This window comes from Citrobacter sp. RHBSTW-00029 (assembly GCF_014104295.1).
GTDB lineage: Bacteria > Pseudomonadota > Gammaproteobacteria > Enterobacterales > Enterobacteriaceae > Citrobacter > Citrobacter youngae.
Genome location: NZ_JABXRT010000001.1, coordinates 2,677,444 through 2,703,921, shown reverse-complemented (window position 1 = coordinate 2,703,921; position 26,478 = coordinate 2,677,444). Strand labels below are relative to the sequence as shown.

Sequence of the window (26,478 nt, the reverse complement as noted above, 5' to 3'; positions counted from 1 at the left end):
TGCTAAACATGTTGGTAACCCTCTGGTCCACTATTCATTGGTCGAGAAGGATGGGGGGACTACATTTGCCAGAACGTTAGACAGAAAAGAAAGAATGACACTCATTGCTGATAGTGCCACCGATAGTAAAGGAAATAAATTAATCAGTGCTAAAGGAATTCAATATAACGGTAAGAACATTTCATGGGGTGATATAATTGCCTGGCAGGAACCTGAGGCGGAATATAGCACCTTTGACAAATCAAACAATATTGCGAATTTAAAGTTATTTATCCGTGAGAAGAATCAGAATATCATTCTTAACGAAAAAAATGCACTTCCTCTCGGTGTGTTATATGGAAAAGAATCGTTACAGACTTACTTCCCCACATTTCTGGATACATCAAAATCTTTTCAAGAGAATAAAATCAGTGAATGTGTAAACTCTCTTATTCATGAATTTGGTAGTGGTGTTCCTGCCAGGGTTATAGGTATAGGAACAGATGCTGATGTTAAAGAGTCTTTTGGAAAGGATAAGCTGTATCATTTGCAGAATAATATCAATTCAATGTTCCGTAACTCTAATGGTAAAAATTGGGAATCGCTAGAACAAAGTAAACGCCATGCAGATTCTCAGGCTCTAACGCGATTTATCAGTAAAAAAACTACACTAAAGGGATGGATGCACTGTGTGCGGACTGGTCTGCAAAATCCATGGAAGGCTGGACAGAAAAAGATAAACTCCGTTGTGCCGTTATTGAGAATTTGGTTAAAGAAGGACGTCTCAAGTTTATATCTAAAGCTGATGTGGCGAAATATCTTCCGACGATTTATAATGGTGAGAAATTCAAGCTGTATATTAATACTGTTTACGCTAATTCTGACTATCGAACAGTTCTGGGTAACATGGTGAACAGTAATGATTTTAGCGGAATACAAGATGTTAAGACGGTCTCTTCGAGAGTGAGAGCGGAAAATATCAAGGGTGCTATTTCCAGTCTGGAGGAACTGGCATCGCTAAACCCTAAAAAAATTAAGAGTGAACTGAAACGAAAGGAAAAGGAGTTACTCAATCATCTGGAGCATAATGGCATCACGGATGATGATGCCAAAACTTTAGAATACGGACAAGAGATTGGTAAACTAGCCAGACAGTTGAATCTGTTAAAAAATAAAGCATATCGTAAAGAAATTATCTCACTTAAAATAGAGTTGAAAAATATCACCGGAGCAGAACCCGGTAGTATGGCGAGTATGGTTGCAGAGTGCCTTAAAAACAATAATGTAGAAAATGAGTTTTCACAGAAAGGTATTAATACGCTCAGGGAATTGAGAGATAGCAAGATATCTGGGCTTCACGAGCTTAAAAACAAGTATGAGCGAGAAAGTTCAAGGCAGCAAATCGCATGGTTGGACAACCATATTGAGACCTTGACAGTTAAGGAAGCTGCAAAAGCCTCTTCGGTAGTGAAGTTCTATTACAATCAATTATCTCTGAAAGATAAAGTCCTTTTTTTACAGCAAGAATCCACTGTTGCATGGGATAAGTATGCCTCGTATTCAGGTAAAGAACATACATCGGCCAACAGGGAATTGGCCAGGAAATATCATCATCTGGCAATCACCAGAGAAAGCCAGTTAAAGTATTTGCTTTCTTCAATAGAAAAAATGGTCGATATAAAAGGCGCTGATTTTACATTTTCATCACATGCGCTTAGAGAGATCCGCTCGCTTAATGACGATAAATTAACATCTGTAAACGGAACGGCGTTAAGCCATAATCAGAATAAAGAATCTAAAGAACAATGTCTCGCAACTGAGAAACAGGCAAAAAGAATTAATGAGTTTCTAAAATGGGCTAGTGATTTACCGCAAAATGCAAAAACTAACGCTACAGTAGGGCAACTCAGTCAGCCTGAAGTGAGTGAGCATGTTGTTGATACGCAGGCAACTGAAGCTGCAGTGAGTCAATCCAGTGAGTCTGTAGAAGATAAACCGATTGTTGGGTTACATTCCGGTAATGAAACCCTTGCATCAAATGTATCGACTGTTCCAGAGGGGCCGAATACTCCTGAGTTTAAAATCACCTTTAATAATAAAGTATATACGTTAAAAAATGTAAATGCTCTTGAGGAAATAGCCAGGAAAACCTCTGACAGAACAGAAAGAAAACAGTTGCTTGAAGAAATTAAAGAGCAAAAGTCAATTTTTGAAAAAATAAATATCCCATTTAAAGATGTTGAGTTTACTGAAAACGGTATGACCGTCACAGAATTGCAGAAGCAAAAGAATTTGCTTGTACAGATTAAATATTTTTATGATTCAAATGGTAAGTATAATGAAGATGCGACAGAATATACACCAATATCAGGATCGGGGCATCTTAAAATACCAGGGGTGAAGGGTAAAATTGATACCATTCCAGGCTGTACTTATAAAAGAAATTTTGTTTTAACAAATTTACCAGAGGTATTTCCAGATGGATATAGTAAAAAGGATATTATCGCTGTAAAAAAATGATTCCTGAAAATAAAAAATATGGAATTATCAGGACAATGAGTAAATCAGAAAAAGAAAAATTTATTGCCGACATTAAACTCACTGTGAAAGATATGAATGATTTAGCAAGCACGAATGTTCATAAATTCAATGCTTGTTTTCAGCAACCTGATGTTGTATTAAACATTGATACTAAAAATCCCAAGACTGAGTTGGAAGAAAAGTACGGCAAACAGTACATTCAGAAAATTATAGAACTCGTATCAAAGCGGTACGAAATATCAAAAGAGGAAAGTATCCAAATAAAAAATTTAGACTCCGTTATGCGTACTACCCCTGAAGAGGGGGCCTCTGCGTATCAAGCAATTAAAACAGATATGGAAAATCGTAGACAAAAGCAGGATGACCTGATTAAGAATGTTCTTTTAGAAAAAGGATTGCAATTAAAACCTGAAAAGTATAATGACTTTATCTATTTTTTTAATAGTAATTTTTTGAAACCGTCAGTCTTAACTGTAGCGAATGATACCACGGTGGGTTTTAGCTGCATTCAAAGCTCTCTGGATAATTTTAAGGAAAAAGATAGTCTTGATTATGTTTCTTTGTTTTTTGATACTCCACTTGAGATCCCAGTAGATTCTATTTTTTTAGAAGCTGAACATAAAAATGATGAATCTGTTAACGTTAACATTAAAGGTGTAAATAAAAGATCTAATACAGGAAATAAAACTTGCCTTCTGCTCCCTGCTGAGATTTTGATAAAAAAATTTGAAAGTATAAGGAATGGCAATGAGACAATGTCGTATCATCCTATTAATGAAAGACAAAATATTATCCTTGGTAATAATAAAGAATCTATAGACAATATTTTTGAACAGCTAGAGCCAACGAGATTTAGTATTGAGAAATTGAAGTCAGGCCAAAGATTATTTAAGCATGGAGTTAGTGGTTTTGAAACATTTAGTCCACATACTGAAAAATCGTTAAGTAACGGAGGTTACTATTACTTTGATGATGAGTCATCTAATATGGTTAAAACTAAGTTAGAAGCCGATAAAGCAGCAGCCTCTGTGAAATCAGCGTCGTCACCAGTAAACGAAAACGTGGCGCAGGCGTTACCGCTGCTATCCCAGGAGCCATCTCAATTATTGCAAGAAAATAATGCAATAAAGAAAACGGTGAGTGGCCGGGAAATCCGCCGTCTGCAGGAGTCCCCCCGTTCGCTTATCAGCAACAGCAATGAAGCTTCTATTAAAAAAAATGAACAAGTAGTAGGAAGTAGCCAGAATACCGACAACATTAAACGCCATGATGAATCCGGGATATCCACGGATGATGTAAACTCGAGTGTGATGGAACTTATCGGGGAGAAATATCGTGTAGACAATAGTGCATCTGAAGTGCCGCAAACTGTCAAAATTTCTAATCCTGAAGTTGCGTTAACTAAAAAAGAAATTTTTTTGAAGAAAGAAATTCTCAATGAAATTGATTTTAATAAGTTCCATTCACAAATTGATGGCGAAATAGCTGTTTTAGCTCTTTACTCATATTTGGAAAGTGAAGGTACTCGTCTCCATGTTTTGAACGGTGGGCATGGTAATGGAGGACTTCTTGGTCGTGTTGACCTTGACTGGAAATTAGTATATAGAGGATTAAAGATAGAGACGGAGTTGGAAACTAACAAGGATATTTTCGTATTTTTAGAAGATGGACATTATGATGGCTTTAGCCCATCATCAATGAAACCTGTTCAGGTAAACGGTGATGGTAACTGTCTTTTTCATTCTGCGGCAGCAATGTTAAATCAAATTGCAATGAATAATGATGCTGCAATGAAGGGTGACGATCTCAATGCCATGACAAAAGTACATCTGGAAGACAATTTCGATAGGTTTGTTACGGCATTTTTTAATGCTCATGATGAAGTTGAAATTAAACAGATGCAGAATGGAGACCTTAAAACGCATTCTGAAAAACTGTTCAGTCTTGTGAAAGAATATAAAGAATCCAGAACAAAAACAAAAGAAACTGTCGCTGTACAGCCCGCAGATGATTTACCTCAAAGCAAGGCTTCAGAACGCGGACTCAGCAGAAAAGAACTCAACCGCCTTTACAGCAACCGGGCAGTGTTGGTGCAATAAGTAGAGAGGCATGTTCAGGGATGGCAGTAAGCCATCCCTTTTCGCTGTTACTGCTTCGGTTCTGCGACCACTTTGCTACCAATACCGCGGTTGTTGTATTCCCACATGCGGTTGAAGTTGGTGTCGTTCAGGTTGCGCTGAATTTCACCTTTGTCATCTTCCGCACCAGTGTTCCCGGCAAACGGGCGTTTTGCGATAACGCTGTCAGCCCATGGTTTTGCCATGTTAAAGCCTTCGTTAATCACGCTGTCACGGATAACGACCTGACCGTTAGTGTTGGAATCGATATCCAGCGAGCGGCCCAACTGCGCGACGCCATCGCCTGCTGCAGTAAAGCGGCTATTGGTGGCGAGGAAACCGTAGTAGATGTTGGACAGGGTAGCCGGTGCAAACACGTACGCTTCCTGCTGGGTGCGGGAGTTCACTACGCGGAAATCGGTGTTATCGAACACCACCGCGCCGCGACCAGAAACAATATCCACATCGCCTTCAATGTAGCTGTTGGTTACCAGAGTACGCGGTTGACGATCGCTTTCCAGACGGTTTTGTACGCCGCTGTTGGTCACGAAGAAGGTGTTCTGACGTCCCAGAATGTTAACCTTGTCGATCTGCACTTTATCGCCATCGGTACGCAGCGCAACGGCCGGGTGATTACCCGCATCAACGCTGTCACCGAGGTTATTTTCGATGGTCAGGTTCTGCAATTGCAGGCCGTTATTCTGTGACCAGACGACAGCAGAACACATCACGCCGATGTTGGTGCCGCGCTTGTTCTGGCAATTATCATACATATACCACGCAGGTTTACCCGGCATATATTTACCGCCTGGGTTCACCGTACGACGCCAGTCCGCGGTGCTCATTTCGCCATCAATAGCCTGGCCAATTTTCACATCCAGCGGTTTTTCGCCCATACCGTACAGCGTCAGGCTTCCCGTTGCTGCCGGGATGTAGACCGTGCCCTGATATTCACCTGGCATAATCGCGATGTACTGACGTTTGTTGGTACGTTTAATGATTGCCGCATCAACCGCGGCCTGAATGCTGGTATGCGTCACGCCCTGGGTGCCTGCCGGGCCAACGACAAAGTCAGGCTGCGCGGGCAAAGTAATAGAAGAGGGGCTCCACGGCGCAGTGTTTGGCGTCAGTGCGGAAAAATAGTGCGCAGCGACGAAATTTTTCGCTTCATTGGCCGACAGAATTGGGCGCATAGACGTTCCTGGCGCGGTCTGATCGGAAGGAATTTGATCGGGCGGTGTAGAGCTACAGGCGGTCAGCGTCACGCCAAAAGCCATAGCCAGCGCCAGACGGGAAACTGATGAAATGTTCACAGGTTGCTCCGGGCTTTGAAAGTTATCCATTGAAGCCTGCTTTTTTATACTAAGTTGAGCGAAACGGGAAGGTGAAAAGGTAAAAAGTTGTTTTTTATAGCAGCAATCTCGGGTGTAGAGAGTCCTTATATCACAATTAGATAACAATTTTGGTCCTTCAGGTTGACAACATCCACAGGATGCAAAATAAATGTCTATACAACCTATGACAAGTGGTGAGTCGAATGCAGCAATTTTTCCCTGATGATGCTATCTGGCGTAATGTCCGCCTGGCGACCATGGATCCTGAACGTGATACCCCGTATGGGCTGGTGGATGGTCACGCGCTGATCGTCCGCCAGGGCAAGATTCGCGATATCGTCCCGGAATCATCGTTATATCTCACACATGACAATACTTTTGATATGCAGGGCAGGCTGATTACGCCTGGCCTGATTGATTGCCATACGCATCTCGTCTTTGGCGGAAACCGCGCAGGTGAATGGGAGCAGCGGCTAAATGGTGTCTCCTACCAGCAGATAAGCGCTCAGGGTGGGGGGATTAATGCCACCGTGTCGGCGACGCGCAGCGCCTCCGATGAACAACTCTTACAGGTAGCCCATCAGCGGATGGAACAGCTGATCAAAGAAGGTGTTACGCTGCTGGAAATAAAATCCGGCTACGGTCTGGATTTGCCGACAGAAGAGAAAATATTGCGCGTGGTGGCAGCGCTGGCGGCAGAGAATATCGTTGAAATCAGCCCGACGCTGTTGGCCGCGCATGCGACGCCAGCGGAATTCCGTGATGATCCTGACGACTATATTACGCTGGTGTGCGAGACCATTTTGCCGCAGCTGTGGGAACAAGGTCTGTTTGAGACCGTTGATCTGTTCTGTGAAAGCGTTGGTTTTTCGTTGGCGCAGAGTGAGCGGGTGTTTCAGGCTGCGCAGGCGCTGGGTATCCCGGTTAAAGGTCATGTCGAACAACTGTCATTGCTTGGCGGCGCACAGTTGGTAAGCCGCTATCACGGCTTATCCGCCGATCACATTGAATATCTGGATGAAGCGGGCGTGGCGGCGATGAGCCAAAGCGGTACGGTCGGTGTGCTATTGCCCGGCGCTTTTTATTTCCTCAAAGAGAAACAGCGTCCGCCAGTCGAGTTATTACGTCAGTATCAGGTTCCGATGGCGGTGGCGACCGACTACAACCCCGGCACCAGCCCGTTTATTAGCCTGCACTGGGCGATGAATATGGCCTGTGTACAGTTTGGCTTAACGCCGGAAGAGGCATGGGCGGGGGTAACCCGTCATGCTGCCCGCGCGCTGGGGCGTCATGCCACTCACGGTCAACTGAAAGCCGGGTTTGTGGCCGACTTTGTGGTGTGGGATGCCGAACTCCCGGTCGAAATTCTCTATGAACCTGGTCGCAACCCAATCTATCAACGTGTATTTAAAGGGCAACCATCATGACCAACTGGCAACCCGCTTCTCCTGCGCTGTGGCAGGGACGTGATGACCGGGCCGAATCGCCGAATGCGCTGCGCCTGTTTCAGACTATCACCCAGAGCCCGACGTTTAGCCCAGAAATGTATCGCGAGCAGATAGCGTTGCTCGGGTTTGCCTGCGACGAAGGCGTTAAACGTAATCAGGGACGCACGGGAGCCGCCGGAGCGCCGGACGCGCTGCGTAAAGCACTGGCCAATTTAGCCAGTCACGCGGGTCATCAACGGTTGGTCGATTTGGGAAACATTGTGGCCCAGGCTCCCGACCTTGAAGGTGCTCAGCAGGCGCTGCGTACAGCGGTGCAGCGTTGCCTGCAGGCGGAGATGCGCACCTTCGTGTTGGGCGGGGGACATGAAACGGCATTTGCGCATGGTGCAGGAGTGTTGGATGCCTTCCCGCAGGCAAAAGTGGGGATTGTTAACCTCGATGCGCACCTGGACCTACGCTACGCCGAACAACCCACTTCCGGTACGCCGTTTCGTCAACTGGCGCACCTCTGTGAGCAACAGCAGCGTGAATTTCATTACGCCTGCGTTGGCGTCAGCCGGGCGGCAAACACCCAGGCGCTTTGGGATGAAGCGCAACGGCTGGGGGTTACCGTGGTCGAAGATCTGCACTGTCATACGGCGCAGGCGCAGCTGGCGCAATTTGTTGCAAACATGGATGTCATCTATCTGACAATCGACCTCGACGTGCTGCCGGTGTGGGAAATGCCCGCCGTATCCGCGCCTGCCGCGTTGGGTGTCCCGCTGGCGACGTTGTTGGGGCTGATTGAACCTCTTTGTCGCAGCGGTAAACTCCAGGCGGTAGATATGGTTGAGTTTAACCCGCGTTTTGATGATGATGGCAGGGCTGCGCGGGTTGCGGCGCGATTAGGCTGGCAAATCGCCCACTGGTGGCACTGACATACCTGATGGCGTAGCGCTTATCAGGTTCGGGTAATGCCTGTAAACTGTACCCACTCACATTTTCAGCTTAAGGAAGGCTCACGCATGCTCCCATCCCGTTCTGCTCCGGCTCCTTTTTACGAAAAGGTCAAACAGGAGATCAGCGAAAAAATTGCCAGCGGTATCTGGCAACCTCACGATCGCATTCCGTCTGAGGCAGAGCTGGTGGCGCAGTATGGTTTTAGCCGCATGACCATCAACCGGGCGCTGCGTGAGTTAACGGATGAAGGTTTACTGGTGCGTTTGCAGGGCGTGGGGACGTTTGTCGCCGAGCCAAAAGGTCAGTCCGCGCTGTTTGAAATTCGCAGCATCGCGGATGAAATCAACGCCCGTCAGCATCAGCACCGGTGCGAAGTGCTGACGCTGGAAAGAACCCGGGCAAACGCGCAGCAGGCTTTGGTATTAAACGTCAAAGAAGGCACCTCTATTTTTCACTCTGTCATGGTGCACTACGAGAACGATCTGCCGGTACAGATTGAAGATCGCTGCGTGAATGCCGAAATTGTGCCGGAGTACCTGGCGCAGGATTACAGCCAGACTACGCCGCACGCTTACCTGTCGCTGATAGCCCCTTTAACGGAAGGTGAGCATATTGTTGAAGCGGTACGTGCCAGCGCTGAAGAGTGCGCGCTGCTGAATATCAAAGAACACGATCCCTGCCTGCTGATCCGCCGCAAGACCTGGTCTGCGTCTTCTATTGTCTCTCATGCCCGTTTGCTGTTCCCGGGTTCCCGCTATCGCCTGCAAGGGCGGTTTATGTCCTGATACAGGACATGAAAACCGTGATTGCTGACGCAATATAATAAAAATGTATCTTAATTGTTAAAATCATCCTTGCGGTGACTTGTATAGACAAGTATATGTTACTTATCTATCCGACGTTCGCGAGGAGTTTTCTGTCATGTCCCATAGCAAATATCGTCAGCAGGATATTCGTGCCCCACGCGGCACCACCTTAACGGCCAAAAGCTGGCTGACCGAAGCGCCGCTGCGCATGTTAATGAATAATCTGGATCCCGATGTGGCGGAAAATCCGCATGAGCTGGTGGTTTACGGCGGGATTGGCCGCGCCGCACGGGACTGGGAATGCTATGACGCCATCGTCAACGCGCTGACCAAACTGGAGACCGATGAGACGCTGCTGGTCCAGTCCGGAAAACCGGTAGGCGTATTTAAAACTCACGACAACGCACCGCGCGTGCTGATTGCCAACTCCAACCTGGTGCCGCACTGGGCTACCTGGGAACACTTTAATGAACTGGATGCCAAAGGGCTGGCGATGTATGGCCAGATGACCGCCGGGAGCTGGATCTACATCGGCAGTCAGGGCATCGTACAGGGCACTTATGAAACCTTCGTTGAGGCCGGGCGTCAGCATTATCAGGGTAACCTGAGCGGACGCTGGGTTCTGACCGCCGGGCTGGGCGGCATGGGTGGTGCGCAGCCGTTAGCCGCTACGCTTGCGGGCGCATGCTCGCTGAACATTGAATGCCAGCAAAGCCGAATCGATTTCCGTCTGCGTACCCGTTACGTGGACGAGCAGGCGACATCGCTTGACGATGCGCTGGCGCGTATCGACAAATACACTCGCGAGGGTAAAGCGGTCTCCATTGCGCTGTGTGCTAACGCCGCCGACGTTGTGCCGGAACTGGTGAAGCGCGGTGTGCGCCCGGATATGGTCACCGACCAGACCAGCGCCCACGATCCGCTGCATGGTTATCTGCCGTCTGGCTGGAGCTGGGAAGAGTATCAGGCAAAAGCGGTGTCCGATCCGCAGGGCACGGTGCAGGCGGCGAAACGTTCAATGGCAACGCACGTTGAGGCGATGCTGGCGTTTAGCAAAATGGGTGTACCAACGTTTGATTACGGCAACAACATTCGCCAGATGGCCAAAGAGATGGGCGTGGAAAATGCCTTTGATTTCCCCGGCTTCGTACCTGCTTATATTCGACCGTTGTTCTGTCGCGGCATTGGCCCGTTCCGTTGGGTGGCGCTTTCCGGCGATCCGCAGGATATTTATAAAACCGATGCCAAAGTGAAAGAGATCGTGGCTGACGATAAGCATCTGCACCACTGGCTGGATATGGCGCGTGAGCGGATTAATTTCCAGGGTTTACCGGCGCGTATCTGCTGGGTCGGGCTGGAATGGCGGCAAAAGCTGGGGCTGGCGTTTAACGAAATGGTACGTAGCGGTGAAGTGTCCGCGCCGATTGTTATTGGCCGCGATCATCTGGACTCTGGCTCCGTTGCCAGCCCGAACCGCGAAACCGAGGCCATGCGCGACGGTTCAGACGCCGTATCCGACTGGCCACTGTTGAATGCGCTGCTTAATACCGCCAGCGGCGCGACCTGGGTGTCGCTGCACCACGGTGGCGGGGTAGGAATGGGCTTCTCTCAGCATGCCGGGATGGTGATTGTGTGTGATGGTACCGATGAAGCCGCGGCGCGTATCGCCCGGGTCTTACACAACGATCCGGCGACCGGGGTGATGCGTCACGCCGACGCCGGATATGACATTGCGGTGGAATGCGCCGTCGAAGAAGGGCTGAATTTGCCGATGATTGCTGCGACGCAGGAGAAACGCTGATATGAACACCATGACATTAACACCGGGTCATCTGAGCTTTGTGCAACTACGCGACATCTGGCAGCAGCCGGTCAAACTGAGCCTCGATGCTGCCGCGATTGATGCTATCAACGCCAGCGTCGCCTGCGTCAATAATATTGTCGCTGAAGGCCGTACGGCGTATGGCATTAATACCGGCTTTGGCCTGCTGGCCCAGACCCGTATCGCCACGGAAGATTTGCAAAATTTGCAGCGCTCGCTGGTGCTTTCCCATGCGGCAGGTGTCGGCGAGGCGCTGGACGACGCGATGGTGCGTCTGATTATGGTGCTGAAAATCAACAGCCTGGCGCGCGGTTTTTCCGGTATTCGCCTGAGCGTGATTGAAGCGCTGATTGCGCTGGTGAATGCCGAGGTGTATCCACTGATCCCGGCGAAAGGCTCAGTGGGGGCATCGGGTGACCTGGCGCCGCTGGCGCATATGTCTTTGACGCTGCTCGGAGAAGGGAAGGCGCGCTGGCAGGGGGAATGGCTCCCGGCGACCGAAGCGCTGAAAAAGGCCGGGCTGGAGCCGATTACGCTGGAGGCGAAAGAAGGGCTGGCGCTGCTCAACGGAACTCAGGCGTCCACCGCCTTTGCGCTGCGCGGATTAATTGAAGCTCAGGAGCTGTTCGCGTCTGCAACGGTGTGCGGGGCGCTGACCACCGAAGCCGTGCTGGGCTCTCGTCGTCCGTTTGATGCCCGTATTCATGCCGCACGAGGACAGCGTGGGCAGATTGATGCCGCGACGCTGTATCGTCACGTATTGACCGACACCAGCGCGCTTTCGCAGTCGCATCATAACTGTGAGAAAGTGCAGGATCCGTATTCTCTGCGCTGTCAGCCGCAGGTGATGGGGGCGTGTCTGACGCAAATGCGCCAGGCAATGGATGTTCTGCTGGTCGAAGCCAACGCGGTTTCCGACAACCCGCTGGTATTTGCCGAAGAGGGGGATGTCATTTCCGGCGGTAACTTCCATGCTGAACCGGTGGCGATGGCGGCAGATAATCTGGCGCTGGCGATTGCCGAAATCGGCTCGTTATCGGAGCGACGTATTGCGCTGATGATGGATAAACACATGTCGCAACTGCCGCCGTTTTTGGTGAAAAACGGTGGGGTGAACTCCGGCTTTATGATTGCTCAAGTCACGGCTGCCGCGCTGGCGAGCGAGAACAAAGCGCTGGCGCATCCGCATAGCGTGGACAGCCTGCCAACCTCCGCCAACCAGGAAGATCATGTCTCAATGGCGCCAGCGGCGGGCCGCAGACTGTGGGAGATGGCGGCGAATACGCGCGGCGTGATTGCCGTAGAGTGGCTGGCGGCGTGTCAGGGGATTGACCTGCGTGAAGGGTTAACCTCAAGCCCGCTGCTGGAGCAGGCGCGCCAGACGCTACGTGAGCAGGTTGCCCACTATACACAGGACCGTTTTTTTGCCCCGGATATCGAGTGCGCGACCGAACTGTTAGCGCAGGGCGCGTTGCTGCATTTAGTTCCGGAGTTTCTGTAAAAATGCCGGATGGCGCTGGCGCTTATCCGGCCTACAAACCAGCTCGTAGGCCGGATAAAACGCGTTAGCGTTGCCATCCGGCACGGAGGTTAGCTAAACATCGCCGTAATTGAGGCGCTGGCGAGCGAGTGGAAATGGACGTTAAATCCAACCATCGCGCCGCTGGCGTCCTCATCGACATCAATACGCTCCACATCCAGCGCATGAACCGTAAAGATATAGCGATGGGTTTCCCCTTTCGGCGGCGCAGCGCCACCATAACCTGCTTTACCAAAATCCGTGCGTGTTTGCAGCACGCCTTCCGGCAACGCAACCAGCCCCGAGCCGTACCCTTGTGGTAAAACCCGGGTATCTGCAGGCAGGTTAACCACCACCCAGTGCCACCAGCCGGAGCCGGTTGGCGCATCAGGATCGTAACAGGTCACGACAAAGCTTTTAGTCCCAGCGGGCACATCATCCCATGCCAGGTGCGGGGAAATATTATCCCCGTCATATCCCATGCCGTTAAAGACGTGGCGATGAGGAAGCTTTTCGCCATCGCGCAGAGCGTTACTGATTAGTTTCATGCTGACTCCTCTCGTTAGCCAAAAAGTGTAGCCAGAAACCGTAGAGCTTACCGCTGATTAATCGCTAAAAAATGTTGCATTGCGCACAGCCTCGTTGACGGCCTGGGTCAGACGACGCAGTTGTTCGGGCTTGATGATGTACGGCGGCATCAGATAAATGAGCTTACCAAACGGTCTTACCCACACGCCCTGTTCGACAAAGAACTTCTGTAAAGCGGCCATATTCACCGGATGCGTGGTTTCGATGACGCCGATGGCACCAAGCACGCGCACGTCGGCGACCCAACGGGAATCAGCCGCCGGGGCGAGCTCTGCCCGCAGTTGCGCTTCTATGTTCGCTACCTGCGAGCGCCACTCGCCGGTTTCGAGTAACGACAGGCTGGCGGAGGCGACGGCGCAGGCCAGTGGATTGCCCATGAAAGTCGGGCCGTGCATAAAACATCCGGCTTCACCGTTGCTGATGGTTTCCGCGACCTGGCGGGTGGTCAGAGTCGCGGAAAGGGTCATTGTCCCGCCGGTTAACGCTTTGCCAAGGCACAAAATATCCGGGGTGATATCGGCGTGTTCACAGGCAAACATTTTGCCGGTGCGACCAAATCCGGTGGCGATTTCATCGGCAATCAACAGGATACCTTCACGGTCACACATCTTACGGATGCGCTTTAACCACTCAGGATGGTACATGCGCATGCCGCCAGCGCCTTGTACGATTGGTTCAAGGATCACCGCCGCAATTTCGTGGCGATGTGCGGCCATCAGGCGGGCGAACGGTACCATATCCAGTTCGTCCCACTCGCCGCCCATGCGGCTTTGCGGGGCGGGCGCAAACAGGTTCTCCGGCAGATAACCCTTCCACAGACTGTGCATCGAGTTGTCGGGATCGCAGACCGACATTGCGCCGAAAGTATCGCCGTGATAACCGTTACGAAACGTCAGGAAACGCTGACGGGATTCACCTTTGGCCTGCCAGTATTGCAGCGCCATTTTCATCGCAACTTCCACGGCGACCGAACCAGAATCCGCGAGAAAAACGCACTCCAGCGCCTCGGGCGTCATCGCCACCAACTGGCGACACAGCGCAATAGCCGGGGCATGGGTAATGCCGCCAAACATCACGTGCGACATGGCATCAATCTGCGTTTTCATCGCGGCATTCAGCTGCGGGTGATTGTAACCGTGGATTGCCGCCCACCAGGATGACATACCGTCAATCAGCCGCTCACCGTTGGCTAATATCAGTTCACAACCTTCGGCACTGGCCACCGGATAAACCGGTAGCGGGGAGGTCATGGAGGTGTAAGGGTGCCAGATATGGCGTTGGTCAAACGCAAGATCGTCCGTTGTCATAATCGACTTGTAAACCAAATTAAAAAGATTTAGGTTTACGAGTCTACACCAAACTAACAACGAAACGTATACCAATATGGCTCATTCTTCTCGCTGGACAATGTCGCAAGTCACCGAATTATTTGAAAAACCGCTATTGGATCTGTTGTTTGAAGCGCAGCAGGTTCATCGTCAGCATTTCGATCCGCGGCAGGTTCAGGTCAGTACGCTGCTGTCGATTAAGACCGGTGCTTGCCCGGAAGACTGCAAATACTGCCCGCAAAGTTCCCGCTATAAAACCGGACTGGAAACGGAACGTTTGATGGAAGTTGAACAGGTTCTGGACTCTGCACGTAAGGCGAAACAAGCCGGTTCAACGCGGTTTTGCATGGGCGCGGCGTGGAAGAACCCGCACGAACGCGATATGCCGTACCTGGAACAAATGGTTCAGGGCGTGAAAGAACTGGGGCTGGAAGCCTGTATGACGCTGGGCACGCTGGACGAATCTCAGGCCCAGCGCCTGGCCAATGCGGGTCTGGACTACTACAACCACAACCTCGATACCTCGCCGGAGTTCTACGGTAATATCATCACCACCCGTTCGTACCAGGAGCGACTTGATACGCTGGATAAAGTGCGTGAGGCGGGGATTAAAGTCTGCTCTGGCGGTATCGTGGGGTTAGGGGAAACGGTTACCGATCGTGCCGGTTTATTGCTGCAACTGGCGAACCTACCCACACCGCCGGAAAGCATCCCCATTAACATGCTGGTGAAAGTAAAGGGCACGCCGCTGGCCGATAACGACGATGTGGATGCGTTTGATTTTATTCGTACTATCGCTGTCGCGCGCATCATGATGCCGACCTCGTACGTGCGTCTTTCTGCCGGGCGCGAGCAGATGAACGAACAGACCCAGGCAATGTGTTTTATGGCCGGGGCCAACTCGATTTTCTACGGCTGCAAACTGCTCACTACACCCAACCCGAACGAAGACAAAGATCTGCTTTTATTCCGCAAACTCGGTCTGAATCCGCAGCAAACGGCGGTACTGGCGGGTGATAACGAACAGCAGCAACGTCTGGAGCAGACGTTGCGCACCCCGGATACAGACGACTACTACAACGCGGCAACCGTATGACCTGGCAGCAAAAAATTGACGATGCGCTCACTTTGCGTCGTTCTGCTGATGCTCTGCGTCGCCGCTATGCGGTGACACAGGGGGCAGGGCGCTGGTTGTTGGCCGAGGGGCGTCAGTATCTGAATTTTTCCAGTAACGATTATCTGGGGTTGAGTCACCATCCACAGATAGTCTGTGCCTGGCAGCAGGGGGCTGAACGTTTTGGCGTCGGCAGCGGGGGTTCAGGCCATGTTAGCGGCTATTCCATCGCGCATCAGGCGCTGGAAGACGAACTGGCGCAATGGCTGGGTTATTCACGAGCATTGCTGTTCATTTCCGGTTTCGCCGCCAACCAGGCGGTGATCACAGCGTTGATGGGAAAAGATGACCGGATTGTCGCCGACCGCCTCAGCCATGCGTCGTTGCTGGAAGCGGCCAGTCTGAGTCCCGCCGTGTTACGCCGTTTTACCCATAACGACCCGCAACATTTGGCTCGTCTGCTGTCTGCCCCCTGTCCGGGGCAGCAGTTGGTGGTGACCGAAGGCGTGTTCAGCATGGATGGCGACAGCGCACCGCTGGCGGAAATTCACGCTGAGGCGCAACGCCAGAATGCGTGGTTGCTGGTGGATGATGCCCACGGTATAGGCGTTAGCGGTGAGGAAGGGCGCGGCTCATGCTTCCGACAGCAGGTGAAACCTGAGCTGTTAGTGGTGACCTTCGGGAAAGGATTTGGCGTCAGCGGCGCGGCAATCCTGTGTTCAGACAGCGTGGCCGATTATCTGCTGCAGTTTGCCCGTCACCTGATTTACAGCACCAGCATGCCTCCGGCGCAGGCGCAGGCCTTACGCGCCGCGCTGGCGGTGATCCGCAGCCGTGAGGGCGATGAACGCCGGGAAAAACTGGCCATGCTGATCCAACGTTTTCGTGCTGGCCTGGATATTGCGGATTTCACGCTGGCAAACTCAGACAGTGCCATCCAGCCATTGATCGTGGGCGATAACCATAAAGCACTGCAACTGGCGGAGGTTTTACGCGCCCAAGGTTGTTGGGTGACCGCCATCCGGCCTCCTACGGTACCGGTCGGCACCGCCAGATTACGGCTGACGCTGACGCAGGCGCATGAATGCCAGGATATCGACCGCTTGCTGGAGGTGCTGCATGGCGCAGGTCAATAAGCAGGCCATTGCTGCTGCATTTGGACGCGCCGCTTCCCACTATGAACAACATGCCGGGCTACAGTGCCAAAGCGCCGACGCCTTGCTGGCGCTGCTTGGTGAACGGGATTATGCACGGGTACTGGATGCGGGGTGCGGCCCAGGGCGCATGAGTCGCTACTGGCGTGAGCAGGGAAGCGAAGTCAGCGCACTGGATCTTTCTGAACAAATGCTGGCAGAGGCACAGCGGCAAAATGCCGCCCACCACTATCTGCTGGCGGATATTGAAGCCATCCCTCAAAACTCTGCCACTTTTGACCTGGCCTGGAGCAATCTGGCGGTGCAGTGGTGCAGCGATTTACACGGCGCGTTAAGTGAGCTTTGCCGGGTTGTGCGCCCCGGAGGCACGGTGGCGTTTAGTACCCTGGCACACGGCTCGATGCCGGAATTACGCCGGGCGTGGCAAGCGGTAGATGACCGGGAGCACACCAACCGTTTCTTGCCCGTGGAGCAACTTGAAAAGGCTCTGCATGGCTGGGACGTCGAGTATCAGCTTCATCCGGTGACACTGTGGTTTGACGATGCGTTGAGCGCCATGCGCTCGCTCAAAGGGATCGGTGCGACGCATCTCCATGATGGACGCGAACAGCGCGTACTGACCCGTTCACAGCTGCAGCAGTTACAGTTAGCCTGGCCCTCTGTACAGGGAAAATACCCGCTGACGTATCAACTTTTTTTAGGAGTAATTCAACGTGACCAGAACGTATTTTGTCACCGGGACGGACACTGAGGTTGGTAAAACAATTGCCAGCTGTGCGCTCCTGCAGGCCGCGGGGCAATTGGGTTATCGAACGGTCGGCTATAAGCCCGTGGCGTCCGGTAGTGAAATAACGGCTGAGGGTCTGCGTAATAGCGATGCTCTGGCATTACAGCGCAACAGCGCTGTGGCAGTGCACTATACGGCAATCAATCCCTATACCTTTGCCGAACCCACGTCACCGCATATCATCAGCGCTGACGAAGGTCGCCCTATTCAGGCCTCAGTGATGTCTGCGGGGTTACGTAAGCTGGAAGAGCAGGCTGACTGGGTGCTGGTGGAAGGCGCTGGCGGTTGGTTTACGCCGCTTTCACCCACGCTGAGTTTTTCTGACTGGGTACAAACAGAACAACTGCCGGTGATTATGGTGGTTGGCGTCAAGCTTGGCTGCATCAACCATGCCATTCTGACTGCGCAAGCGGTACAACAGGCTGGGTTGACGCTGGCGGGGTGGGTCGCCAATGATGTGACTCCGCCAGGGAAACGCCATGCTGAATATATGGCAACGCTGAAACGCGCGATTCCGGCTCCGCTGCTGGGGGAAATCCCATGGCTGGAGGACGAGCCAGAACGCGCAACGACAGGGCACTATCTCGACCTTAGCGTTTTGCCTCTGGCGCCATCCAGTCGTTAAGAAACGGGTCGCTGAGCTGCGCCAGTTGTCCCTGGGCCACATTGCGTCCGCGATGTAACAGGCAATAGCAATCAGCGACTCGACGAATAAACGGCAGGCTTTGCTCTGCGAGCATTATAGCGATGCCCAACTCCTGGCTTAGCCTCACAATCAGGTTCCCCAGCTTGTGGATATACGCCTGGCCCGTTCCTCGCGTAGGCTCATCGAGGATTAGCAGGCGTGGGCGTGTAACCAGCGCGCTGGCGAGTGCGAGCTGGTGCTGATTATCCTCAGATAAGGCAACCCCTTTGGTCTGACGCAGACTGTACAACTGTGGGAAGAGGCGGTATATATCGCTGCTGTTCATTGTTTCGCTTTCTTCAACCGCCTGGCGCGCAATATGCAGATTTTCCTCGACCGTCAGTTGCGAAAAAATCCGTCTCTGTTGTGAAACGGAGTTAATACCCAGCGCAATGCGATTTGCCGCCGGGATCGGACTCAGATCGCGCGGTGGCGCGCCTGCCTGATGCCAGACCATCGTACCGCTTTCGATAGGCAAATTGCCGATGATGCAATTGGCCAGCGTCGTTTTCCCCATCCCCGGAAGTCCCAGCACACCAGTACACTTGCCGGGCTGCAGGTCGAGATCCACATCCCATAGCGTGTGCTGGTTACCGTAATAGTGATTCACTGCGCGAAGACTCAACATAGGTTTTCTCCATCATGAAGTTATCCGCCCGACAGGCCGGGGAGCAGAAGAAAATTGCAAATCTCTTGCCACAAATGGGAAATGCGCGAAAAACAGCGGGATAGCGTGATCCATCGGCAGCGATGTCTGGTTTTTAACGATCCGGGTTAATTTTGCGCACATTGCCAGTGCCTGGTCGCGTCGGGATGGTGCAGGAAGGTAAATGGTGAAAATGCGAGCAAGATCTCGACAGCCTCCAGGGCTCCGTTGGCTGATAAATATAAAAAAATGGCGATAATTTTTTTTTATCCCACCCGAAAAGAGCAAGTCGGTGTTTTTGCCAGGCGGCAGTCAGCACGGGCTGGAGGCAGTTATCCACTATTCCTGTGGATAACCTTGTGTATTAGAGTTAGAAAACACAATGTAAGCGAGAGAAGACGCGGCCTGCGACTAAATTGATGCGAAAGACGGCTCGAGAGAATAGTTATTGAAATACAGAATGTTAGATAAAAGCAATGGCTGTCGCGGAAGTGTCATGCGTTGCCATAAAACTTTCATCTGCTGTCTTGACAAATGTTAAAAAAGTCATTGGTTTGGGGATAACACATTTTTACTGGTTTTTTATCTCGCCAGCGCCAAAATTTTAGCCTGCTCTGACGGGCATTCTGATGGCGTAACAGAAATATTCTGGTGCGTTACTGTTTTTTTATCCAGTATATTTTACTGGCAAAATATACTACTGCGAGTAAAATTACACACCTGCCCGCCCATTGCTTCAGGTAGCTGCTCATGAGTAAACCGTTCAAACTGAATTCCGCTTTTAAACCCTCTGGCGATCAGCCTGAGGCGATTCGTCGCCTGGAAGAAGGGCTGGAGGATGGTCTGGCGCATCAGACGCTGCTCGGGGTGACGGGGTCGGGGAAAACATTCACTATTGCCAACGTGATTGCGGATTTACAGCGTCCGACGATGGTGCTGGCCCCTAACAAAACCCTCGCAGCCCAGTTGTACGGCGAGATGAAAGAGTTCTTCCCGGATAACGCAGTGGAATATTTCGTCTCCTACTACGACTATTATCAGCCGGAGGCTTATGTCCCGAGCTCTGATACTTTTATCGAGAAAGATGCGTCGGTAAACGAACACATTGAACAGATGCGTTTGTCGGCGACCAAAGCCCTGCTTGAACGGCGGGATGTGGTGGTGGTGGCCTCTGTTTCCGCGATCTATGGTCTGGGCGATCCGGATCTGTATCTGAAGATGATGTTGCATCTGACGGTGGGGATGATTATCGACCAGCGCGCGATCCTGCGCCGGCTTGCTGAACTGCAATACACGCGTAACGATCAGGTATTCCAGCGCGGGACGTTCCGCGTGCGTGGTGAGGTGATCGACATCTTTCCGGCCGAATCTGACGATATCGCGCTGCGTGTTGAACTGTTTGATGAAGAAGTTGAGCGCTTGTCGCTGTTCGACCCGCTAACCGGGCAGGTTGAATCCACTATTTCGCGCTTCACCATTTACCCGAAAACCCACTACGTGACACCGCGCGAACGTATCGTGCAGGCAATGGAAGAAATTAAAGTCGAGCTGGCGGAGCGGCGTAAAGTCCTGCTGGCGAACAACAAACTGGTAGAAGAACAGCGTTTAAGCCAGCGTACGCAGTTCGATCTGGAAATGATGAACGAGCTGGGTTACTGCTCGGGGATTGAAAACTACTCCCGCTATCTGTCCGGGCGCGGCCCTGGCGAGCCGCCGCCGACGCTGTTTGATTACCTGCCTGCCGATGGCCTGCTGGTGGTGGATGAATCCCACGTTACGATTCCGCAAATTGGTGGCATGTACCGTGGCGACCGGGCACGTAAAGAGACCCTGGTCGAATACGGATTCCGTCTGCCGTCGGCGCTGGATAACCGCCCGCTCAAATTTGAAGAATTTGAGGCGTTGGCCCCACAAACCATCTACGTCTCAGCGACGCCGGGCAACTATGAGCTGGAGAAATCCGGTGATGAAGTGGTCGATCAGGTGGTACGACCGACCGGCCTGCTGGATCCGGTCATTGAAGTGCGTCCGGTGGCGACACAGGTTGATGACCTGCTGTCGGAGATCCGCACCCGTGCGGCGATTAACGAACGTGTGTTGGTCACAACGCTCACCAAACGCATGGCGGAGGATCTCACCGAATACCTCGAAGAACATGGCGAGCGGGTGCGCTATCTGCACTCCGACATCGATACCGTGGAACGTATGGAAATCATTCGTGATTTGCGCCTGGGCGAGTTTGACGTGCTGGTTGGTATCAACCTGTTGCGAGAAGGCCTGGACATGCCTGAGGTCTCTCTGGTGGCGATTCTGGATGCGGACAAAGAAGGGTTCCTGCGTTCGGAACGATCGCTTATCCAGACCATAGGTCGAGCGGCGCGTAACATCAACGGTAAAGCGATTCTCTACGGCGATAAAATTACCGCATCGATGGCGAAGGCCATTGGTGAAACCGAACGTCGTCGCGAGAAACAGCAACTGTATAACGAAGAGCACGGTATTACGCCACAGGGGCTGAACAAGAAAGTCGTTGATATTCTGGCGTTGGGGCAGAATATTGCGAAGACCAAAGCGAAAGGTAAAGGGAAGTCGCGTGCCGGGGCGAAATCCGAGGTTGTTGAGCTGGACATGACGCCGAAAGCGCTGCAGCAGAAGATTCACGAGTTAGAAGGTCAGATGATGCAGCATGCCCAGAACCTTGAGTTCGAAGAGGCCGCGACGATCCGCGACCAGTTGCATCAACTGCGCGAGCTGTTTATCGCGGCGTCTTAACGCGTAGCCGGATGGCGGGGTAAACCCTTTATCCGGCCTACAGGGTAGATCGTGTTTGTAGGCCTGATAAGCGCAGCGCATCAGGCAAATACGTTCAACCTAACGCCTGCACCGCTTTCTCCAGCGCGCTATGCAGCAATTGACGGTCATGACGGTAGGGAATATCGCTGGCCTCCAGTTCATCCTGAATCACAATGCGGTCGGTCATGGCCGAAACATCGACTTTTGGTCCGACAATCACCGCATCAATCACCTTCTTACCAACATATTGCTCAATGATGGCCAGCTTATCGGCAAGCGTCAGGCTGGCGGCTGGCAGGCTGAGTTCGCGTCCCAGATTGCCGATATAAACCATTGGTGCCGGTGTGCGACGCAATGCCTGCGCCATTTCGTCAAGCAGCAATAGCGGCATCAGGCTGGTATAAAAACTCCCCGGTCCTATCAGGATCAGGTCCGCTTCCGCGATGGTTTCAATCGCTTCTCGCGTGGCGGGAACTTTAGGTGAGAGCATTAATTCTTGCGGCAGGGTAGTGAGCTGGTCGATATTTACTTCGCCATACACTTCATGTCCCTGATCGTCGAGCGCCATCAGGTCCACCGGTAGTTCTGACATGGGAATTAAATGTGCATCAACTTTTAGCAGGCTACGAATTAAATTGATGGCTTCCAGAGGCCGCACGCTGAGGTGATCGAGCGCCTTTAACATCAGATTTCCGAGGTTATGGCCGGAAAGTTCGCCATTACCGCCAAAACGATACTCAAACATCGCCGATGCGACGCTTGGTTGGGTAATTAACTGGTTGAGGCAGTTCCGCATGTCTCCCCAGGCAATACCGCCTTCTGAACGGCGAATTCGCCCCGTGGAACCGCCGTTATCGGTGGTCGTGACGATGCCCGTCAGGCGTGAACCTAAAGAGGAAAGTGACGACAGAACGCGTCCTAATCCATGCCCTCCGCCGAGAGCGACAACGCGATCCAGATCTGCCAGCGTACGAGTGCGCATAGTTATTCCTGATATCAATTGATCGGCGTTACAGTAACGTAAATAGCGTGTTTTCAGCAATTATCCAGTCGCCATCTGCAGAAAATAATTTTCTGCGATCTACCCCTTTCTGACGACATCCACCTGATAGCAAGATGATGTATATCAATGCAAAACGATGGTTTTTGCTTATTCTGTAGCGAAATTGCACGATCATGCCGCTATATACATATTTATACAGCGAAAGTGTACATGGCAAAAGTGTCATTTACACGCTAGTATCGGCATAACCACAATGTACTCGAAGCATGACGAGTATAAACACTCTAGCCTCTGCACCTGGGTCAAATGATACGGTGCTTTGGCCGTGACGATACGTGAATACGATTGTCACCAGGGCGCAGGAAGAAATGACTTCGCCTCCCGTATTTGGAAAGGTGTACATGGGCTCTCAACTTACCGATGCATTCGCGCGTAAGTTTTACTACTTGCGTTTGTCGATTACCGATGTGTGTAACTTTCGTTGCACTTACTGTCTGCCAGATGGCTATAAGCCAGGTGGTGTGACTAATAACGGCTTTCTGACCGTTGATGAAATTCGCCGCGTCACGCGTGCGTTCGCCAGCCTGGGAACGGAAAAAGTGCGTCTGACAGGTGGCGAACCGTCACTGCGTCGCGATTTTACCGACATTATTGCTGCCGTACGTGAAAACGACGCTATCCGTCAGATTGCGGTAACCACCAATGGTTATCGTCTGGCGCGCGATGCTGCTGCATGGCGCGATGCCGGGCTGACGGCACTCAACGTCAGCGTCGACAGCCTGGATGCCCGTCAGTTTCACGCCATTACCGGGCAGGATAAGTTTCAGCAGGTGATGGCGGGGATTGACGCCGCCTTCGATGCCGGTTTTGAAAAAGTGAAAGTTAACACCGTGCTGATGCGCGACGTAAACCATCATCAGCTGGACACCTTCCTTGCGTGGATCCAACCTCGGCCAATCCAACTGCGTTTTATTGAACTGATGGAAACGGGCGAGGGCAGCTCTCTCTTCCGTAAACACCATATCTCCGGACAGGTACTTCGCGATGAGCTACTGCGTCGCGGCTGGATCCACCAGATCCGACAGCGCAGCGACGGCCCGGCTCAGGTTTTCTGTCATCCTGATTATGTTGGTGAAATTGGTCTGATCATGCCTTATGAGAAAGACTTCTGCGCCACCTGTAATCGTCTGCGCGTTTCCTCTGTTGGCAAGCTTCATCTGTGTTTATTTGGTGAAGGCGGGGTGAACTTGCGTGATTTGCTGACCGACGACACCCAGCAGGCTGCGCTTGAAGAACGTATCTCTGCCGCGTTGCTGGAGAAAAAGCAGACCCATTTCCTGCATCAGAACAATACCGGTATTACGCAAAACTTATCTTACATTGGCGGCTGATCGCTAAAAGGAGTTTCTCATGAGTCAGGTAAGCGCTGAATTTATCCCGACACGCATTGCTATTCTTACTGTTTCCAACCGTCGTGGCGAAGAAGATGACACCTCCGGCCATTATCTGCGCGACTCGGCGCTGGAGGCGGGTCATCAGATTGTTGATAAGGCGATTGTCAAAGAGAACCGCTATGCGATTCGCGCTCAGGTTTCAGCCTGGATTGCCAGTGACGATGTGCAAGTGGTGCTCATTACCGGCGGCACTGGGTTAACCGAAGGGGACCAGGCACCGGAAGCGCTGCTGCCGCTGTTTGACAGAGAAGTTGAAGGGTTTGGCGAAGTCTTCCGTATGCTGTCGTTTGAAGAGATTGGTACCGCGACGCTGCAGTCTCGAGCGGTTGCCGGGGTGGCCAATAAAACGCTGATTTTCGCCATGCCGGGGTCGACCAAAGCGTGTCGTACCGCCTGGGAGAATATCATTGCGCCGCAGCTTGATGCCCGTACGCGTCCGTGTAATTTCCACCCACATTTGAAGAAATAAGTATGTCGCAACTGACTCATATTAACGCCGCTGGCGAAGCGCATATGGTGGATGTCTCCGCCAAAGCGGAAACCGTACGCGAGGCGCGTGCTGAAGCATTCGTGACCATGCGTAGCGAAACGCTGGCGATGATTATCGATGGCAGCCACCATAAGGGTGATGTATTCGCCACGGCGCGTATTGCGGGTATTCAGGCCGCCAAACGTACCTGGGATCTTATCCCGCTGTGCCATCCGCTGATGCTGAGCAAGGTCGAAGTCAATCTTCACGCCGAGCCGGAGCACAATCGCGTACGGATTGAAACGCTGTGTCGCCTGACCGGTAAAACCGGCGTTGAAATGGAAGCGTTAACGGCTGCCTCCGTAGCGGCGTTGACCATTTACGATATGTGCAAAGCGGTGCAAAAGGATATGGTGATTGGTCCGGTGCGTCTGCTGGCAAAAAGCGGCGGCAAGTCCGGAGATTTTAAGGTAGATGCGCATGATTAAGGTTCTCTTCTTTGCTCAGGTACGCGAACTGGTGAACACCGATGCGTTAGAAGTTGCCGCCGAGTTCGCAACGGTAGAAGCGCTGCGCAAGCATCTTGCGGCAAAAAGCGAACGCTGGGCGTTGGCGCTGGAAGACGGCAAGCTGCTGGCGGCGGTAAACCAGACGCTGGTCAGTTTTGATCATCCTCTTAACGCGGGTGATGAAGTCGCTTTCTTCCCGCCGGTAACCGGAGGCTAAAATGGCTGAAACGCGAATTGTTGTTGGCCATGCGCCGATTCGCGTCGGGGATGAGTATCCCTGGCTGGCAGAGCGCGATGAAGACGGCGCGGTAGTCACTTTCACCGGTAAAGTGCGCAATCACAATCTCGGTGACAGCGTTAAGGCGTTAACGCTGGAACACTATCCGGGAATGACCGAAAAAGCGCTGGCGGAAATCGTCGACGAAGCGCGTTCGCGCTGGCCGCTGGGCCGGGTAACGGTGATCCATCGTATTGGCGAACTGTGGCCGGGCGATGAAATTGTTTTTGTCGGTGTGACCAGTGCACATCGTAGTAGCGCGTTTGATGCCGGGCAATTCATTATGGATTACCTGAAAACGCGTGCGCCGTTCTGGAAACGCGAAGCCACGCCAGAAGGTGAACGTTGGGTCGACGCCCGCGACAGCGATAAGCAAGCAGCAAAACGCTGGTAGAGTACAATTGGTTTAGGCACATACTGACTCAGGAGATTGTCATGGACCGATTCCCACGATCCGATTCTATTGTGCAGGCCCGTTCCGGCCTGCAAACCTACATGGCGCAGGTGTACGGCTGGATGACCTGTGGGTTGTTACTGACGGCGTTTATTGCATGGTACGCGGCAAATACGCCCGCGGTGATGATGTTTGTCTTCTCCAGCAAAATCACCTTCTTTGGGCTGATCATTGCACAGCTGGCGCTGGTATTTGTCCTGTCCGGCATGGTGCAAAAGCTCAGTGCTGGAATGGCAACGACGCTGTTTATGCTCTACTCGGCGTTAACCGGTCTGACGCTATCAAGCATTTTCATTGTCTATACCTATTCGTCTATCGCCAGTACCTTTGTGGTCACCGGCGGGATGTTCGGTATCATGAGTTTGTACGGCTACACCACCAAACGCGATCTCAGCGGCTTCGGCAACATGCTGTTTATGGCGTTAATTGGTATCGTTCTGGCCTCGTTGGTTAACTTCTGGCTGAAGAGCGAAGCGCTGATGTGGGCGGTGACCTACATTGGGGTGATCGTGTTTGTCGGCCTGACCGCCTATGACACGCAAAAGCTGAAAAATATCGGTGAGCAAATTGACCTGCGCGACAGTTCCAACCTGCGTAAATACGCCATTCTTGGGGCGTTAACGCTGTATCTGGACTTCATCAACCTGTTCCTGATGCTGCTGCGTATTTTCGGTAATCGTCGTTAATTCTCTGTTGCCGGATGGCGCCACGC

At 51.9% G+C, this 26,478-nt stretch carries 23 protein-coding genes and 1 riboswitch; of the genes, 18 read left to right on the top strand and 5 right to left on the bottom strand.

Translation table 11 applies throughout. From position 1 onward, the window contains the following. The first annotated feature begins 693 nt into the window (after positions 1-693). Together HV041_RS13330 and HV041_RS13325 are read left to right on the top strand one after the other, a co-directional pair. Positions 694-2,499, top strand: a complete 1,806-nt coding sequence (locus HV041_RS13330) for a hypothetical protein (RefSeq protein WP_226814101.1) — start codon at positions 694-696, stop codon at positions 2,497-2,499. Positions 2,500-2,534: 35 nt separating this feature from the next. Next, on the top strand, positions 2,535-4,619 hold the full coding sequence (locus HV041_RS13325) for a hypothetical protein (RefSeq protein WP_153070200.1): 2,085 nt from the start codon (positions 2,535-2,537) through the stop codon (positions 4,617-4,619). A 47-nt stretch (positions 4,620-4,666) separates the two neighbouring features. On the opposite strand, the gene HV041_RS13320 is transcribed toward HV041_RS13325, so the two are convergent. Continuing rightward, positions 4,667-5,950, bottom strand: a complete 1,284-nt coding sequence (locus tag HV041_RS13320; protein ID WP_116361035.1) for a putative acyl-CoA thioester hydrolase — start codon at positions 5,948-5,950, stop codon at positions 4,667-4,669. 224 nt (positions 5,951-6,174) lie between these two features. Between HV041_RS13320 and hutI the strand changes: the two genes are divergently transcribed. From hutI to hutH, 5 genes are all read left to right on the top strand, one after another. Further along, positions 6,175-7,398 carry an imidazolonepropionase gene (gene hutI / locus HV041_RS13315; protein WP_182294230.1) on the top strand — a complete coding sequence of 408 codons (1,224 nt, stop codon included), beginning with the start codon at positions 6,175-6,177 and terminating at the stop codon, positions 7,396-7,398. Continuing rightward, positions 7,395-8,336, top strand: coding sequence for a formimidoylglutamase (hutG, locus tag HV041_RS13310; RefSeq protein ID WP_121584383.1), 942 nt, complete (start codon positions 7,395-7,397; stop codon positions 8,334-8,336). Before hutI ends, hutG begins: the two co-directional genes overlap by 4 nt. Positions 8,337-8,423: 87 nt before the next feature. Then, positions 8,424-9,143: a histidine utilization repressor gene (locus tag HV041_RS13305; RefSeq protein WP_003023059.1), complete on the top strand. Its 720-nt coding sequence runs from the start codon at positions 8,424-8,426 to the stop codon at positions 9,141-9,143. Positions 9,144-9,279: 136 nt separating this feature from the next. Further along, entirely contained in the window at positions 9,280-10,965 is a 1,686-nt protein-coding gene (hutU, locus tag HV041_RS13300) for a urocanate hydratase (protein WP_032942756.1), read from the top strand. A gap of 1 nt (position 10,966) precedes the next feature. Further along, complete coding sequence (gene hutH / locus HV041_RS13295; protein ID WP_121584384.1) at positions 10,967-12,487, top strand: histidine ammonia-lyase; 1,521 nt, start codon at positions 10,967-10,969, stop codon at positions 12,485-12,487. A gap of 89 nt (positions 12,488-12,576) precedes the next feature. Here hutH and HV041_RS13290 read toward each other — a convergent pair whose 3' ends face one another. Together HV041_RS13290 and bioA are read right to left on the bottom strand one after the other, a co-directional pair. Further along, positions 12,577-13,053, bottom strand: a complete 477-nt coding sequence (locus tag HV041_RS13290) for a kinase inhibitor (RefSeq protein ID WP_121584385.1) — start codon at positions 13,051-13,053, stop codon at positions 12,577-12,579. 57 nt (positions 13,054-13,110) lie between these two features. Continuing rightward, positions 13,111-14,400 carry an adenosylmethionine--8-amino-7-oxononanoate transaminase gene (gene bioA / locus HV041_RS13285; protein WP_121584386.1) on the bottom strand — a complete coding sequence of 430 codons (1,290 nt, stop codon included), beginning with the start codon at positions 14,398-14,400 and terminating at the stop codon, positions 13,111-13,113. A gap of 76 nt (positions 14,401-14,476) precedes the next feature. Here bioA and bioB point away from each other — a divergent pair, with 76 nt between their 5' ends. The 4 genes from bioB to bioD are packed head-to-tail and all read left to right on the top strand — an operon-like array spanning position 14,477 to position 18,101. Further along, positions 14,477-15,517 carry a biotin synthase BioB gene (gene bioB / locus HV041_RS13280; protein ID WP_182294229.1) on the top strand — a complete coding sequence of 347 codons (1,041 nt, stop codon included), beginning with the start codon at positions 14,477-14,479 and terminating at the stop codon, positions 15,515-15,517. Beyond that, entirely contained in the window at positions 15,514-16,671 is a 1,158-nt protein-coding gene (gene bioF, locus HV041_RS13275) for an 8-amino-7-oxononanoate synthase (protein WP_121584388.1), read from the top strand. Before bioB ends, bioF begins: the two co-directional genes overlap by 4 nt. Continuing rightward, positions 16,655-17,440, top strand: coding sequence for a malonyl-ACP O-methyltransferase BioC (gene bioC / locus HV041_RS13270; protein WP_101741871.1), 786 nt, complete (start codon positions 16,655-16,657; stop codon positions 17,438-17,440). The genes bioF and bioC overlap by 17 nt, the downstream gene beginning before the upstream one ends. Next, the gene (gene bioD, locus HV041_RS13265; RefSeq protein ID WP_061067566.1) at positions 17,403-18,101 is read left to right on the top strand and encodes a dethiobiotin synthase; all 699 of its coding nucleotides are present in this window, start codon (positions 17,403-17,405) and stop codon (positions 18,099-18,101) included. The genes bioC and bioD overlap by 38 nt, the downstream gene beginning before the upstream one ends. Here the strand turns inward: bioD and HV041_RS13260 are convergent. Then, a complete protein-coding gene (locus tag HV041_RS13260) occupies positions 18,067-18,789 on the bottom strand; it encodes an ATP-binding cassette domain-containing protein (RefSeq protein ID WP_061067567.1) in 723 nt (240 codons plus the stop codon). The genes bioD and HV041_RS13260 overlap by 35 nt on opposite strands. Positions 18,790-19,557: 768 nt before the next feature. On the opposite strand from HV041_RS13260, the gene uvrB reads away from it, so the two are divergent. Continuing rightward, positions 19,558-21,579: an excinuclease ABC subunit UvrB gene (gene uvrB, locus HV041_RS13255; protein ID WP_121584389.1), complete on the top strand. Its 2,022-nt coding sequence runs from the start codon at positions 19,558-19,560 to the stop codon at positions 21,577-21,579. 94 nt (positions 21,580-21,673) lie between these two features. Here uvrB and yvcK read toward each other — a convergent pair whose 3' ends face one another. After that, complete coding sequence (gene yvcK, locus HV041_RS13250) at positions 21,674-22,582, bottom strand: uridine diphosphate-N-acetylglucosamine-binding protein YvcK (protein ID WP_061067569.1); 909 nt, start codon at positions 22,580-22,582, stop codon at positions 21,674-21,676. Positions 22,583-22,871: 289 nt separating this feature from the next. Continuing rightward, positions 22,872-23,017, top strand: a riboswitch (molybdenum cofactor riboswitch). Here yvcK and moaA point away from each other — a divergent pair. The 6 genes from moaA (at position 23,005) to HV041_RS13220 (ending at position 26,452) form a co-directional block, all read left to right on the top strand. Next, positions 23,005-23,994 (top strand): GTP 3',8-cyclase MoaA, encoded by a 990-nt coding sequence (gene moaA / locus HV041_RS13245; protein WP_061067570.1) that lies wholly within the window; start codon positions 23,005-23,007, stop codon positions 23,992-23,994. (Overlaps the previous riboswitch by 13 nt.) 19 nt (positions 23,995-24,013) lie before the next feature. After that, entirely contained in the window at positions 24,014-24,526 is a 513-nt protein-coding gene (gene moaB / locus HV041_RS13240) for a molybdenum cofactor biosynthesis protein B (RefSeq protein WP_048212213.1), read from the top strand. 2 nt (positions 24,527-24,528) lie between these two features. Further along, positions 24,529-25,014, top strand: a complete 486-nt coding sequence (gene moaC, locus HV041_RS13235; protein WP_003035188.1) for a cyclic pyranopterin monophosphate synthase MoaC — start codon at positions 24,529-24,531, stop codon at positions 25,012-25,014. Next, positions 25,007-25,252: a molybdopterin synthase sulfur carrier subunit gene (moaD, locus tag HV041_RS13230; RefSeq protein WP_115643676.1), complete on the top strand. Its 246-nt coding sequence runs from the start codon at positions 25,007-25,009 to the stop codon at positions 25,250-25,252. The genes moaC and moaD overlap by 8 nt, the downstream gene beginning before the upstream one ends. Before the next feature lies 1 nt (position 25,253). Continuing rightward, a complete protein-coding gene (gene moaE, locus HV041_RS13225) occupies positions 25,254-25,706 on the top strand; it encodes a molybdopterin synthase catalytic subunit MoaE (protein WP_121584390.1) in 453 nt (150 codons plus the stop codon). Positions 25,707-25,747: 41 nt separating this feature from the next. Further along, on the top strand, positions 25,748-26,452 hold the full coding sequence (locus tag HV041_RS13220) for a Bax inhibitor-1/YccA family protein (RefSeq protein ID WP_040230421.1): 705 nt from the start codon (positions 25,748-25,750) through the stop codon (positions 26,450-26,452). Positions 26,453-26,478 lie beyond the last annotated feature (26 nt).